Source organism: Leifsonia sp. NPDC058230 (assembly GCF_042882245.1).
Taxonomy (GTDB): Bacteria; Actinomycetota; Actinomycetes; order Actinomycetales; family Microbacteriaceae; genus Leifsonia.
The window spans coordinates 350,813-364,199 of sequence record NZ_JBHVWM010000003.1; the positions used below are offsets into that span (position 1 = coordinate 350,813).

A 13,387-nucleotide genomic window follows, 5' to 3' on the forward strand; every position below is an offset into this window, starting at 1 on the left:
CGAAGGGAAGGTCAGTGGCGATCGTTGTTCCCACTCTGAGTGAGGGCAGGGTGACCTTGCGACCCATCCGGCTCCGGGATGCGCGCCCGCTCGAGCGCTCGCTGCTCGACAACCGCAGTTGGCTGCGTCAGTGGGAGGCCACCAGCCCGTACGCGCCGATGTCCTTCGACACGCGCTCCAGCATCCGGTCGCTGCTCGCCAATGCCCGCGCCGGCCACGGACTGCCTTTCATCGTGGAGTACGACGGCGAACTCGCCGGTCAGCTGAACGTGTCGTCGATCACGTACGGATCGCTGTCGTCGGCGACCATCGGCTACTGGATCTCGGAGCAGTTCGCCGGCCGCAACATCACCCCGACCGCCGTCGCGCTCGCCACCGACTACTGCTTCTACCAGCTGGGCCTGCACCGCATGGAGATCTGCATCCGGCCGGAGAACGCGCCCAGTCTGCGCGTGGTCGAGAAGCTCGGCTTCCGGTACGAGGGACTGCGGCGGCGCTACATCCACATCAACGGCGACTGGCGCGACCACTACTGCTTCGGCCTCGTCACCGAGGAACTCACGCAGGGCGTGCTCCGGCGTTGGCTCGACGGCCAGGCTCCGACGGACGCGGCGACCATCACCGCCGAGGACAGAGCGGCCGCCGCCACCCCCATCCCCATCGCCCGCGATCGCTGACCGCCCGCCGGCCGACCCGAGCTGAAGATCGTCGCAGGGTCGGAACACACCCGGCCGACTGACCGGTCTGCGCACACTGCGCCCCCTACCGTAGAGACATGACTGGGGATGTGATGGGCGGCGGGGTGGTGGTCGCGATCGCGGCTGTGCTGTGGCTGGCCTACCTGATCCCCGTGTGGTCGCGCCGGCGTGAGTATCTCGCGACCGAACGGAACGCCGTGCGGCTGCAGCAGACCCTGCGGATCCTCGCCGAGACGAGCGAGATTCCGGAGGAGGTGCGCCTCGAAGCGAACGCACGTGCGGTCGCCGAGCAGCAGCGCATCCTGAAGCGTGTGCAGCAGAAGACGCTCGCCGAGGCTCGAGCGACAGCGGCTGCAGAAGCCCGCCGCGAGCAGGCGATCGCGGAAGAGCTGAGGCTCGCCGCCGAGGAGGCCGAACGCGCCGCCAACCAGGCGATCAACGTCGAGCGCGCGGCTCGGGCGGCCGCCGCTCAGCGAGCGCGCGTGCTGGCGGCCAGCGAATCCGCCGTCGCATTGCTCTCGCCGCACCGCCGTCGCAGGCTGCGCCGCTCCCGGGTGCTCAGCACGGTCGTCCTCGTTCTCGCCTTCATCGGTGGCGGGATCGGGGTCGCCTCTCTCGCCGCCACGGGTTCCTGGCTCCTTCTGGCCGCCTGCGCGGTGGTCGGGGTCGGAGCCGTCGGGATGCTCGCCCGGCTCGCCCGCCCGCAGCGCACCGCATCCGTCGTCCGGCCCGTCGTCGCGACCCCGCGTGCGCCGAGCCTCTACGACCACGCCGAGCACGTCGCACCCGCACGCCAGCAGCCGGTGCGCCCGACGTGGACGCCCCAACCGCTCCCCAAGCCGCTCCACCTCTCCCGAGGGACCATCGCGGCGAGCACCATGGCATCGATGGATGCGGCCACCGAGCTGCGCCGCGCCGCCGCCCGCGCAGAGATCGACCGCAAGGCGGCCGAGCTCGCCCCGGACATCGCGCCGTTGCGCCCGGCCGTTCCCCTGATCCCGACGGTGCCGGCACTGCCCGAGCGGCGCGAGGCGCCGGTCGCGACGGCTCCGGCTTCTGCGCCCAGCCGTTACGCGGCAATGGGGGTCGTCGACGGACTCGGCGAGGGAGCGATCGATCTCGACGCGGTCCTGCGGCGTCGCCGCGCGGCCAGCTGATCGATTCGATATCCACCCGGCGCGGGTGATAAGGTTTTTCAGCAGTACAAGGGGCTATGGCGCAGTTGGTAGCGCGCTTCGTTCGCATCGAAGAGGTCAGGAGTTCGAATCTCCTTAGCTCCACCCTTTGCTCGGAACTTCCAGCTCGGAGGTTCAAGCTCCGAAGTTCCAGCCCTGCCCCGTGATCGGGGCGGGGCTTCTTCGTTCTGGGTCGGCGAACCGACCGTCTCGGTTCAGGCGAGGAATCCCGCGATCATGCCGGTGAGCATCCGGGTGACGCGGGGTTCCACGTCGACGACCGCGTGTGCGAGTCGCGGGTCGCTGCGGTAGAGGGCTTCGACCGCGGGACCCGGGGTGGCCATCTGCCAGAGCGCTCCGGAGAGAGAGGTCGCCGCGGCGATGATGTCGACGGCGTCGCGCTCGGTCAGCCTGGGGAGCGCGCTTCGGAGGGCGGCGCCGATGGCCCCGACCTCGTCCAGGGTCACGAGCTTGAAGGCGCGCACCGCCTCCAGGGAGACGTTGCGTTCGAGGTTCAGCGGCGCCTGAGCAAGCAGGTCGCAGAACATCGGGCGGGCGGCGAGCGTGGCGGCCAGCGCGCGGGCGACCCCGGCCGGGGAGGTCTCGCTCAGCGCGGCCAGTTCTGCGCGCACGGCGAGCGACCAGTCCCGCCAGCCGGCCGCTGTCAGCCGCAGGAAGATCTGCTCGCGCGTCTCGAAGTAGCGCAGGAGCGCGGACTTGTGCATGCCCACGGCCTCGGCGATGTCGGTGAGGGTGACCCGCCGGATGCCGTGCTGCGCACCGAGGACGCGCGCGGCCTCGAGGATCGCGTCCTCGCGCTGCTGTTTCGCCTCGGGACTGCGGGCCCGCTGGAAGTCGGTGGTGGTCACTCCACCAGTGTAGCGCAACAGGGTTGCGTAAATAAGAGAACAGTGTTGTACTAAAGACATGCAACAGACATGGTTCATCACAGGTTCTTCGCGCGGCTTCGGCCGATCCCTCGTTCGCGCCGCTCTCGAGGCGGGCGATCGGGTCGCCGCCACGGCTCGCGCACCCGGGCAGCTCGACGATCTGGTCGCCGAATACGGCGACCGCGTGCTGCCCTTCGCGCTCGACGTGACGGATGCGGCGGCGGCGCGCGCCGCGATCGCCGAGGCGAACGCTCGCTTCGGCCGCCTCGACGTGATCGTCAACAACGCCGGCTACTCCAACGTCTCGCCGATCGAGACAACGGACGAAGGCGACTTCCGCACCCAGTTCGAGACCAACTTCTGGGGCGTCTACAACGTCTCGAAGGCGGCGATCCCGGTTCTACGGGGGCAGGGCGGCGGCACCATCGTGCAGTTCTCGTCCGTCGGCGGCCGAGTGGGCGGATCCCCGGGGATCGCCTCCTACCAAGCCGCGAAGTTCGCCGTCGACGGTTTCAGCCGCGTGCTCGCGGTCGAGACTGCGCCGTTCGGCGTCCGCGTGATCGTCGTCGAGCCGAGCGGGTTCAAGACCGACTGGGCCGGATCCTCGATGACCGTGGGCGACATCCCGGAACCGTATGAGAGCACCGTCGGCGCCATGCACGCACGCATGCGCACCAACCCGGCGGGACCAGCCGGTGACCCGGATCGTGCCGCCGAGATCATCGTGCAGACGGTGAAGAGGGCGAACCCGCCCACCCACCTGCTGCTCGGCGTGAACGCGGCCGAGATGGCTCTCGACTATTCGCGGAGACAGCTCGACGAAGCCGGCGCGTGGGAGCGGGTCAGCCGCTCCGCCGACTTCGCCGAGCCGTACCCGGTCGACTTCCCCGCCGACGGCGCATAACGCGGGGCCCGCTGCAGCCGGGTCCTAGCTATCCGTGGCGATCGGGTCGATGATGGCTGTGTGCTTCGACGGGGCGTTCCGATCGGTCGCGGGTCATGAACCCGGCATCGCGGCGGGTCCAGCGCGTCTACCTCATCCTGATGCTCGGCAACACCCTGGCGGCGTCGTTCATCTGGGGCATCAACACCCTGTTCCTGCTCGACGCCGGGCTGTCGAACTTCGAGGCCTTCGCCGCCAATGCGTTCTTCACCGTGGGCATGGTGCTGTTCGAGATCCCGACCGGGGTGGTCGCCGACACCGTGGGCAGGAAGGCGTCCTATCTGCTGGGCACGGTCACCCTGTCCGTCAGCACGGGGCTCTACTGGCTGCTCTGGCTGTGGCAGGCGCCCTTCGTCTGGTGGGCGATCGTGTCCATCCTGCTCGGCCTGGGCTTCACCTTCTTCTCCGGTGCTGTGGAGGCGTGGCTGGTCGACGCGCTGACGTCGACCGGTTACACCGGCAGCCTGGAGTCCATTTTCGGCCGGGGACTCATGGTGACCGGCGTCGCGATGTTCGCCGGCTCCGTGCTCGGCGGTGTGATCGCCCAGGCGACGAACCTCGGGGTCCCGTTCCTGCTGAGAGCCGGGATACTCCTGCTCATGCTGGTCTATGCCGCCTTCGTCATGAAGGACATGGGCTTCACCCCGGATCGCTCGCGGGGCCCGTTGAAGGCGACCCGCGAGGTGCTGGTGCAGTCGATCGAGCACGGGCTCAAGAAGCCGTCGGTGCGTTACGTGATCCTCTCCGCGCCGTTCGCGGGCGGCGTCGGGATCTACGCGTTCTACGCTCTGCAGCCCTACCTGCTCGAACTCTACGGGGACGAGACCGCGTACTCGATCGCCGGTCTGGCCGCGGCCATCCTCTCGCTCGCGCAGGTCGCCGGCGGCCTGCTGGCGCCGAAGATCCGCGGGCTCTTCGCCAAGCGCACCACGACCGTCATCGGGGCGTCGCTCCTCAGCGTCGCGGCCCTCGTGCTCCTCGGCCTCAACAGCATCTTCTGGCTCGCGATCCTCCTGCTGATCGTGTGGGGCTTCGTGTTCGCGGTCGCCGGGCCGGTGCGTCAGGCCTACCTCAATGACATGATCCCGTCGAAGCAGCGTGCGACCGTCCTGTCGTTCGACTCGCTCTTCGGCAGTCTCGGTGGAGTGTTCATCCAGCCGGCCCTCGGCCGTTCAGCGGACCTCTGGGGGTACGGCACGTCGCTCGTCATCGGGGCTGCGGTGGAGCTCGTCGGGGTGCCGATCCTGTACGCGAGCCGCCGGCAGCACGACCCGGCCGACACGAACACGATGCACCTGGATGCTGCGCCCACAGCGCCGGCCGCGCCGACCGGTCCGGACAGGCCCGAGTCGCCGTAGAGCGCGCCACTCCTGCCTGCGGATTCGCCGATACGACATACTGGTGCAGCGACGGGCCAGTGCGGGGGTTCCGTCGCCGGGGGGAACCCGAAACCGCACGGGGGAGTGACTGTGACGACGGAGTCTGACGAGGGTGCTTTCGCGCACCCTGCGCAACGGATCGACTGGCCATCCGGGCCCGGGTACCTGACCGATGCGACGCTGTGCCCGGCCTGCTTTTCGCCGCTGACCGGGATCGACTGCCCGGTCTGCGGACTGCGGCTGGCGGGGGAGACGAGCGCTCAGCTCCTCGAGACGTCCCAGGTCGCCGCCCGCGCGATGGGGAGACGGGCCGAGCTCATCGGCAGGCTGCGATTCGAGAAGGAGGAGTCCGCTCGAGCCACGGCCGCCCGAGCAGCGGCCGTCCAAGCCGGTGAAGCCGCCTGGCTGGCCGGGATCGCCGACGTTCCCGCGCAGCCGCCCATGCCGGCGCCGGTTCGACGGACGCCGGTGGTGACCGTGCCGACCACGCCGCCGACGCCGCCCGCCGCCGGCCCGGCGCAGGATGCGCATCCGCGTCGCCGGTCGAGCGTTCAGCTGCTCCTGCTCGCCACCGGCGTCGTGCTCGTCTCGGTCGCCGCGGTGTTCTTCCTGATCGTGGCGTTCATCGCCAACGGACTGATCTTCCGGTCCGTGGTCATCGGCCTGCTCACCGCGCTCGCGATCGCCCTGGCGTCGTGGCTCCGCCCGCGGCTTCCGGCGACGGCGGAGGGCATCGGGGCGCTCGCCGTGGCGTTCGTCTATCTCGACGTCTGGCTGGTGCGCGCGAACGACCTCTTCGGAGCGGGTGGCGGGTCGGTCACCGTCTACTGGGGCACGACTTTGCTGTCGGCGTCCCTGCTGTTCGTGATCTGGTTCCGCGTGTCGCGGCTCCGGGTCGCGAGCGTCGCCGCGTTCTCGACCCTGCCGATCGGCGCCGGGCTCCTCGCGGCCGGTCTGACGGCCGACACCGCGCCGTTCCTCGACCTGTACGCCGGGTTCCTCGGCGCCGCCATCGCCGCAGTGGCATGGATGTTCGCCGACGATCTCGGTACGCGGATGCGCTACCCCACCCCGCTCGCGGCTGAACGGTTCATCCTTCTCGGCATCGGAACGATTGCCGCCGTCGGCGCCGCGCTCAGCGCGATCTTCGCGGTGCCCGACGCGGAGTGGGCCCCCGCGGTCACGCTCGGGGCGCTCGTGATCGTCGGCCTGGCGCACGGCATCCCTCTCGCCCGGCGCGCGGACTCAGCGCTTCTCCGCGGTTTCGGGGTGGCGGTGTGCGGCGCCGTCGCCGTGCTTCCCGCGGCGGCAGCCGCGATGGTCTGCGTGCGTGCGGATGCGCCGGTCGCAGCCCTCTGGTGGCCCCTGCTGCTCGGTACGGTCGCGGCGGTCGGGTGCGACGTTCTCGCTCGCCGGGCATCCGTCTGGGCTCGCTCTGCGGCTGCCGGCGCGGCTGTCGGAGCCGGGCTGAGCGCGGCCATCGCGCTCGTGGCGGTGACGGTGGTCGCGGCCCAGCCACTGGTGCGCATCCTGTCCGCGCGGCGCGCCGCGTGGACGAGCGATCCGTTCACCGCGCTCACCGTTCCCTCGGCCGAATCGATCGCCGCCGTGCTCGCACTGGCGATGGCCGTGGTCGTGGCGGCCGTGGTCTGGTTCGCCGCGCGCACGCTGCGCGGACCGCGTGCGGTCGGCCTAGCGTGGGTGGCGGTCGCCGGTGTCGTCGTCGGCGTGGCGTTCCTCGCAGCGCCGCTCGTCATCGTCGTCGCGAGCCTGGTCGTCACCGCCGCCGGACTCTGGGCGCTGGAACGGTTCGCGGGCGCGGGTGTCCCGCTGCGTGCGCCGCTGCGCACCGCGGCGATCCTGCTCCCCGCTCTCGCCTACGTCGTGTCCTATGCCGAACTCTGGAGCTGGGCACTGGCATCCGTCGGGGTGATCGGGGTGATCCTCGCCTTCCGCCGCTCATCGGTGCCCGAGGCCCGGATGCTCCTCCTCCTCACCGGAGAGGTCTTCGCGCTCGTCACGGTCGCCCTCGCACCGATCGCCGTGCATCTGGCGTTCCCCGCATCCGTCGGCACCGTCGACAGCGGCGTCGAGGGTGTCGCGGAGTGGGTGGCCGCGGCCGCGGCTGCACTCGCCCTCGTCTTCGCCGTTCCGGCGCGCCGGTTCGTCAGCGACCTCGAACGCTCGTTCGGGTTCCTCATCGCCGCGGTCGCGGGAGTGGGCGCATTCGCGTGGCAGCTCGTGTTCCGTCCGCCCGTGCCCGGAACGGGTATCGAGCTTCCGGATGTGGTCGCGTTCGCCGCCGGAGTGCTGGCCGTCGCCGCCATCGCGACCTGGCTCACCGCATCCGGCAACCGGACCGTGATCGTCGGGCGGACCGCTGCGGCGGTGCTCGCCGCCGTGACTCTGTGGGTGGCCATCGTCGAGGCGGTGAGGATCCTGATGCTGATCGGGATCACGATCGACCCGGTACTGGCTGCGGTCGTGCCGGGCGCCGTCGTGCTGCTCATCGCGGCCGCCGGGTTCGTCTCGGCTCTGCTGAACGTCGACATCGGCCGCGGATGGACGGATGCAGGGGCCGCCCTCCTGCTGGTCGGAGCGTCGGTCGCCGCTTCGGCTGCGAATCTTCCGCTGGTCCTCGTCTTCGGAGCACTGGCGGCTCTGGTCGCGGCGATCGATGTTGACGGGCTGCTGGCTTCGGCATCCTGGCGCCGCCACCTGGGCTGGCTGTCGCTCGCACTCGGACTCGCTGCCCTGTGGGTGCAGCTCGGGCGGTCGGACGTCAGCGCACTCGAACCGTACGTGCTGCCGCTCTCGGCCGCGCTGCTGGTCGTCGCCGTGCTCCTCTGGAGTTTCCGCCCGTCGACGGCGCGGTACCGTCTGGGGGTCGCCGCCCTCGTGCTCGCCGGGCTCACCGCATCCCTGGTGCCGCTCGCGCTCGCCGACCCCGGGGTGACCGTGCGCTCGGTGGTCGTCGGGATCGTCTCGGCGCTCCTCGTCGTCGGCGCACTCTTCGTCCCGCTCGGCGCGCGAGCAGTCGCCGAGCGCACCGCCGCGGCTCTCGCCGGAGCAGTCGGCATCATCGCGACGGTGGCGCGGCACGCCGACTCCCCGGGGGTCGATGTCTGGCTGGCGGCCGGGTTCGCGGTGCTGGCCATCGGCGCGTGGGGGCTGGCGCGACTCGCGCGCGACGCCCGACTGCCGCAGCTCGGGCAGGCGGCCGTCGCCGCGCTCGCAGTGGATGTCGGCTTCAGCGGCCTCGTCTCACTGGTGACGATCGCGCCGGGAGGGGAGGTGCGCGCGCTCGTGCTGGTGACGATCGCGACCACCGTGGCGGTGCTGGGCTTCACGGTGCGCACGCTTCCGCTCTCGCCCGTCGTCGGCTGGACGGGCTACGCGGTGGCCGCGCTCGTCGCGATCTGCTCGCTCACGATCGGCCGGGTCGACCCGTTCGAGCTCGTCACCGTTCCACTCGCGCTCGGGATGCTCGTGCACGGCTGGTTCCGGATGCGCCGCAGCGACGTGCGCAGCTGGCCGGCGCTCGGGCCTGGGCTCGCGGTGCTGCTCATCCCGCCGCTCCTGGCCGACTACGGTCCGACCGAGCTCTGGCGGGCCGTCGCGCTCGGGGTCGTGGCACTCGGGGTGCTGATCGCCGGACTCGTGCTGCGCTGGCAGGCGCCGTTCGTGTTCGGCAGCGTCGTGCTGCTCTGGCACGCGGTCGCCCAGCTGTGGCCGTGGATCAGCGCGCTCTACGAGGCCGTGCCGTGGTGGCTCTGGCTCGGCATCGGCGGCGCGATCCTCATCGCGCTCGCGGCCCGCTACGAGCGACGCATCCAGAACGCACGCAGCCTCGTGGCAAGTATCTCCGCGCTGCGCTGACGGTCACCCTTCGGGGATCGGCTCCTTCGGGAGCTTGCGCACCTTCGCCCTCCGCCGGCGTCGCTCGGGGATCATCGAGCGCATCTCCTCCAGTTTGCCGAAGCAGAGGAGCCGGTCGCCCGCCTCCAGCTCGACGCCGCCGCGAGGGTTCGGGATGACGGAGGTGCCGCGGTGCAGGGTGAGCACGGTGATATCGCGGTCGCCGAGGCCGGAGTCGCGCATCCGTTTGCCCACCAGATCGGCGTTGGCGTGCACGACGAGCTCGGCGACGCCGTAGCCGGTGGAGACGCTGAGCCGCTGGCGCACGTCGATCTCGGGGAAGGCGACCTGGTTGTCGATGAAGTCGATGATCGCGCCGGCGACATCGAGCCCCGTCGCACGTTCGATGCCTTCGAGCCCCGGCGAGGAGTTGACCTCCATGACGAGCGGGCCGTCATTGCCCTCGAGCATGTCGACGCCCGCGACCCGCAGCCCCATGATCTGCGCGGACCGCACGGCGGCCAGCTCGAACTCCGGCGTCAGCTCGACCGGCTCGACCGTTCCGCCGCGGTGCACGTTCGACCGGAACTCGTCGCCGATCGCCACCCTCCGCATGGCCGCCACGACGCGGTCGCCGACGACGAGGGCGCGGATGTCGCGGCCGCGGCTCTCGGAGATGAAACTCTGGATGAGCACATTCTGCTTGGTCGAGTGCAGCGTCTCGATGATCGCCTCGGCGATCTTGACCTCGGGCGCGAGGATCACGCCGATGCCCTGGGTGCCCTCGAGCAGCTTGATGACCACGGGTGCGCCGCCGACGCGCTCGATCGCGAGGCGCACATCCGCGCGGCTGTGCACGAACGCGGTCGCCGGCATGCCGATGTTGTGGCGGGACAGGATCTGCGTGGCCCGCAGCTTGTCGCGCGAATTGGTGATGCCGTTCGCGGTGTTGGGCGTGTACACGTCCATCTGCTCGAACTGCCGCACGACGGCGGTGCCGAAGTAGGTGATCGAGTTGCCGATGCGGGGCAGGATGGCGTCGTAGTCGGACAGCAGCCGGCCGCGGTACTGCAGGTCGGGCTCGTCGCCGGAGAGGTCGATCGCGAAGCGGAGCGTGTCCAGCACCTTGATCCGGTGTCCTCGCTGCTGGGCCGCCGCACGCAGACGCTGCGTCGAGTACGCCTGCGGGGCGCGCGAGAGTATGGCGAGTTTGATCGTGTGCTCCTGCCAAGATGGTGGGGTGAAAGACGACCTCCATTCAAGCACCATCGTCGGCTGGCGCGAATGGGTGACCCTCCCGGGAATCGGCGTTCCGTGGATCAAGGCGAAGCTCGACACCGGCGCCCGCAGTTCCGCACTGCACGCATTCGACATCGAGGAGCTGGCCGGCGGCGACCGCGTGCGTTTCCGGGTGCGGCCGTGGCAGCGTTCCGAGGAGGATGCGACCGAGGTCGAGTGCGCTGTGCACGATCGCCGCTCGGTGCGCAGCTCGTCCGGTCACACGGAGGAGCGCATCGTGGTGCTGCTCGACCTCGAGCTGTTCGGGCGCAGGGTGACGGCCGAGACGACCCTGAGCAATCGCGACCAGATGGGGTTCCGGATGCTCATCGGCCGTGAGGCGCTGCGTCAGGGGTTCATCGTGGATCCCGGCGAGTCCTTCCTCGCCGGGCGGGCTCCGCGCACGGTGCGGCGCCGCAACCGTGGACGCGAGTAGCGCTCCGCCCCCGCTCGCTCACACGACCAGGAGCACGGCCAGCACGACCATCAGCACCGCGATCGCCCCGTCGAGGATGCGCCACGACAGCGGCCGCGCGAACACCGGCGCCAGGTAGCGCGCGCCGAACCCCAGCATCCCGAACCACAGGATGCTCGCCAGCACCGCGCCTGCACCGAAGACCCAGCGCCCGGGGTCGCCGTGCGATGCCGAGAGGGAACCGAGCAGCAGCACGGTGTCGAGATACACGTGCGGGTTGAGCCAGGTGAGTGCGAGGCAGGTGGCGACCGCGGCCGCGAGGGTGGTCGCGCCCGCTCCGTTCGCCGCCTGCAGCCGCTCCGGGCGTAGGGCACGGCGCGCGGCGAACAGGGCGTAGAGCAGCAGGAAGGCGAAGCCCGCCCAGCGCACGATCTCGAGGGCGAGGGGAGCAGCCTTGATCACCGCGCCGATCCCGGCCACTCCGGCTGCGATGAGGAGCGCGTCGCTGACGATGCAGATCAGCACGATCGGCAGCACGTGCTCCCGGCGCAGACCCTGCCGGAGCACATACGCGTTCTGCGCGCCAATGGCGACGATCAGGGATGCGCCCGCACCGAGTCCGGTGAGCAGGGTGGCGAAGGCGGCGGCAGGAGTCACGCCTTCGACTCTAGGGATGCGCACTCCATCAATGAAGCTCAACTTTCTCACCGTGCATTAGCATCCCTAATGATGGATGTGGACGCCGATCAGCTACGGACGCTCGCCGCGGTCGTCGACCACGGCACCTTCGATCGCGCCGCCGAGGCACTGCGCGTCACGCCCTCGGCCGTGAGCCAGCGGATCAAGGGCCTCGAACAGCAGGCCGGCCGGGTGCTCGTGCTTCGCACGAAGCCGATCGAGCCGACGGAGGCGGGCCGCATCCTGCTCCGGCTGGCCCGGCAGCTCGCGCTGCTCGAGAGCGAGGCCCTCGAAGCGCTCGGGGCCGATGGTTCGAAGGCGCGTCCCGTCATCCCGCTGGTGATCAATGCCGACTCGCTGGCCACCTGGGCGCTGCCCGCGCTGGCGACGCTGCCCGAGGTGAGTTTCGAGATCACCCTCGACGACCAGGCTCATACGCTCGACCGTCTGCGCGACGGCACGGTCATGGCCGCGATCACGTCGGATCCGGAGCCCGTGCCCGGCTGCGTCGTCACCCGCCTCGGGTCGATGCGCTACCGGCCGTGCGCCTCGCCCCCGTTCGTCGAGCGCTGGCTCCCGGACGGCGTGACGCCGGCGGCACTGGGACGGGCGCCGATGCTGGTCTTCGACCGCAAGGATGCGCTCCAGGATCGGTATCTCGCCGTCCATGCCCCAGATGCGCATCCGCCGCGCCACTACGTTCCCGCTTCGACGGAGTTCGTGCGTGCAGCGGAGCTCGGACTCGGCTGGGGGATGCTGCCCGATCTGCAGTCGGAACCGCTGCTCGCCGACGGCCGGCTCGTGGTGCTCCGCGATGCCGGCGCGGTGGACATTCCACTCTTCTGGCAGCAGTGGTCGGTCGAGTCTTCGACGCTCGCAGCCGTCGCGGCGACCCTGGCACGGGCCGCGAAACAGGCGGTTCGCTGACCGACCTCGGCTAGCGGAGTGCGTCGAAGAATGTGCGCATGTCGGCGGCGACCTCGTCGGGCGATTGCTTGGCCGTGAAGTGCCCGCCGCTCGGCAGATCGTTCCAGAACCGGATATCGGTGTACGTGCGCTCGGCGTAGTGACGCGGGAAGCCCCGCTCGCCCCACTGGATGGACACCCCGACCGGCACATCGATCATCGGCATCGATGGTTCGTCCCTGTCGTCGAAGTACGCGCGGAACGACGTGCCGATCGTGCCCGTGAACCAGTAGAGCGAGATCGTCGTGAGCAACTCGTCGCGGGTCCAGTAGTCGGAGATCTCGGAGGTGCCGCTCCACTCGCGGAACTTCTCGACGAGCCAGGCGGCGAGGCCGGCGGGGGAGTCGGTGAGGCCGACGGCGAGGGTGTCGGGCCGGGTCGACTGCTGTGCGGAGTACGCGCTTGCGCGCTTCCACTTCGCGGCCAGCCCGTCGACGAAGGCCTGCTCCTCGGTCGTGAGGTCGGCGCTCCGCTCCGCGGGCGGAAAGGCCGCGTGCGTCGCGAACAGGCCGACGACGGCTTCCGGATGCACGGCGGCGAGACGATCGCTCGTCCACGTTCCCACGTCCTCACCGTAGGTCGCGTACTTCTCGTAGCCGAGCACCCCGGTCATCAGCACGTGCCAGCGTTCGGCGACCGCCGGGGAGGTGAACGGCTCCGCCATCACGTCGGAGAACCCGTATCCCGGCAGTGACGGCACGACCACGTCGAATCCGTCGGTAGCGAGGCGCTGCGCCAACGGCAGCAGCTCGATGAAGGAGTACGGCCAGCCGTGGCTGAGGATGATCGCGATCGGCTCCCGCGCATCCGGTCGCCGGGTCGCTGCGAGGTGCACGAAGTGGATGCGTTCCCCGTTCACGGTCGCCGTGAACTGCGGGAAGGCGTTCAGTCGCTCCTCGGCCGCACGCCAGTCGAAGGTGTCGCGCCACTCGGTCATCAGGCCCGCCAGGTACGGGATGTCCACCCCGGCCTCCCAAGGCTCGGCCGGGGTCTGCACCGGATAACGCGTGCGTGCGAGCCGCTCTCGCAGGTCGTCGAGCTCGCTGTCGGGGACAGCGATATGGAAAGGCTCGGGCGCGGTGAAGTTGGCCATACAGCGAGGCTATG

11 protein-coding genes and 1 tRNA gene are annotated in these 13,387 nt (G+C 70.4%); 8 read left to right on the top strand and 4 right to left on the bottom strand.

Annotated elements, in window-relative coordinates; translation table 11 throughout:
* Positions 1-14: 14 nt before the first annotated feature.
* The 3 genes from ACFVV0_RS11555 to ACFVV0_RS11565 all read left to right on the top strand — a co-directional run bounded on the left by ACFVV0_RS11555 (position 15) and on the right by ACFVV0_RS11565 (position 1,978).
* Positions 15-677: a GNAT family N-acetyltransferase gene (locus tag ACFVV0_RS11555; protein ID WP_387062736.1), complete on the top strand. Its 663-nt coding sequence runs from the start codon at positions 15-17 to the stop codon at positions 675-677.
* 98 nt (positions 678-775) lie between these two features.
* On the top strand, positions 776-1,855 hold the full coding sequence (locus ACFVV0_RS11560; RefSeq protein WP_387062739.1) for a hypothetical protein: 1,080 nt from the start codon (positions 776-778) through the stop codon (positions 1,853-1,855).
* Between the two features lie 50 nt (positions 1,856-1,905).
* Positions 1,906-1,978, top strand: a tRNA-Ala gene (locus ACFVV0_RS11565).
* A 110-nt stretch (positions 1,979-2,088) separates the two neighbouring features.
* Here ACFVV0_RS11565 and ACFVV0_RS11570 read toward each other — a convergent pair.
* Positions 2,089-2,742, bottom strand: coding sequence for a TetR/AcrR family transcriptional regulator (locus tag ACFVV0_RS11570; RefSeq protein ID WP_387062741.1), 654 nt, complete (start codon positions 2,740-2,742; stop codon positions 2,089-2,091).
* Between the two features lie 58 nt (positions 2,743-2,800).
* Here ACFVV0_RS11570 and ACFVV0_RS11575 point away from each other — a divergent pair, with 58 nt between their 5' ends.
* From ACFVV0_RS11575 to ACFVV0_RS11585, 3 genes are all read left to right on the top strand, one after another.
* Positions 2,801-3,667 carry an SDR family NAD(P)-dependent oxidoreductase gene (locus ACFVV0_RS11575; RefSeq protein ID WP_387062744.1) on the top strand — a complete coding sequence of 289 codons (867 nt, stop codon included), beginning with the start codon at positions 2,801-2,803 and terminating at the stop codon, positions 3,665-3,667.
* A gap of 95 nt (positions 3,668-3,762) precedes the next feature.
* Entirely contained in the window at positions 3,763-5,064 is a 1,302-nt protein-coding gene (locus tag ACFVV0_RS11580) for an MFS transporter (protein WP_387062747.1), read from the top strand.
* 111 nt (positions 5,065-5,175) lie between these two features.
* On the top strand, positions 5,176-8,964 hold the full coding sequence (locus ACFVV0_RS11585) for an SCO7613 C-terminal domain-containing membrane protein (RefSeq protein WP_387062750.1): 3,789 nt from the start codon (positions 5,176-5,178) through the stop codon (positions 8,962-8,964).
* 3 nt (positions 8,965-8,967) lie between these two features.
* Here the strand turns inward: ACFVV0_RS11585 and rimK are convergent, their stop codons facing one another.
* On the bottom strand, positions 8,968-10,158 hold the full coding sequence (gene rimK / locus ACFVV0_RS11590; RefSeq protein ID WP_387063554.1) for a 30S ribosomal protein S6--L-glutamate ligase: 1,191 nt from the start codon (positions 10,156-10,158) through the stop codon (positions 8,968-8,970).
* Positions 10,159-10,183: 25 nt separating this feature from the next.
* Here rimK and ACFVV0_RS11595 point away from each other — a divergent pair, with 25 nt between their 5' ends.
* Entirely contained in the window at positions 10,184-10,657 is a 474-nt protein-coding gene (locus ACFVV0_RS11595) for an ATP-dependent zinc protease (protein ID WP_387062753.1), read from the top strand.
* Positions 10,658-10,675: 18 nt separating this feature from the next.
* Here the strand turns inward: ACFVV0_RS11595 and ACFVV0_RS11600 are convergent, their stop codons facing one another.
* A complete protein-coding gene (locus ACFVV0_RS11600; RefSeq protein ID WP_387062756.1) occupies positions 10,676-11,293 on the bottom strand; it encodes a LysE/ArgO family amino acid transporter in 618 nt (205 codons plus the stop codon).
* Positions 11,294-11,362: 69 nt separating this feature from the next.
* Between ACFVV0_RS11600 and ACFVV0_RS11605 the strand changes: the two genes are divergently transcribed.
* On the top strand, positions 11,363-12,241 hold the full coding sequence (locus ACFVV0_RS11605) for a LysR family transcriptional regulator ArgP (protein WP_387062759.1): 879 nt from the start codon (positions 11,363-11,365) through the stop codon (positions 12,239-12,241).
* A gap of 10 nt (positions 12,242-12,251) precedes the next feature.
* Here the strand turns inward: ACFVV0_RS11605 and ACFVV0_RS11610 are convergent, their stop codons facing one another.
* On the bottom strand, positions 12,252-13,373 hold the full coding sequence (locus tag ACFVV0_RS11610; RefSeq protein ID WP_387062762.1) for an epoxide hydrolase family protein: 1,122 nt from the start codon (positions 13,371-13,373) through the stop codon (positions 12,252-12,254).
* Positions 13,374-13,387: the final 14 nt, after the last annotated feature.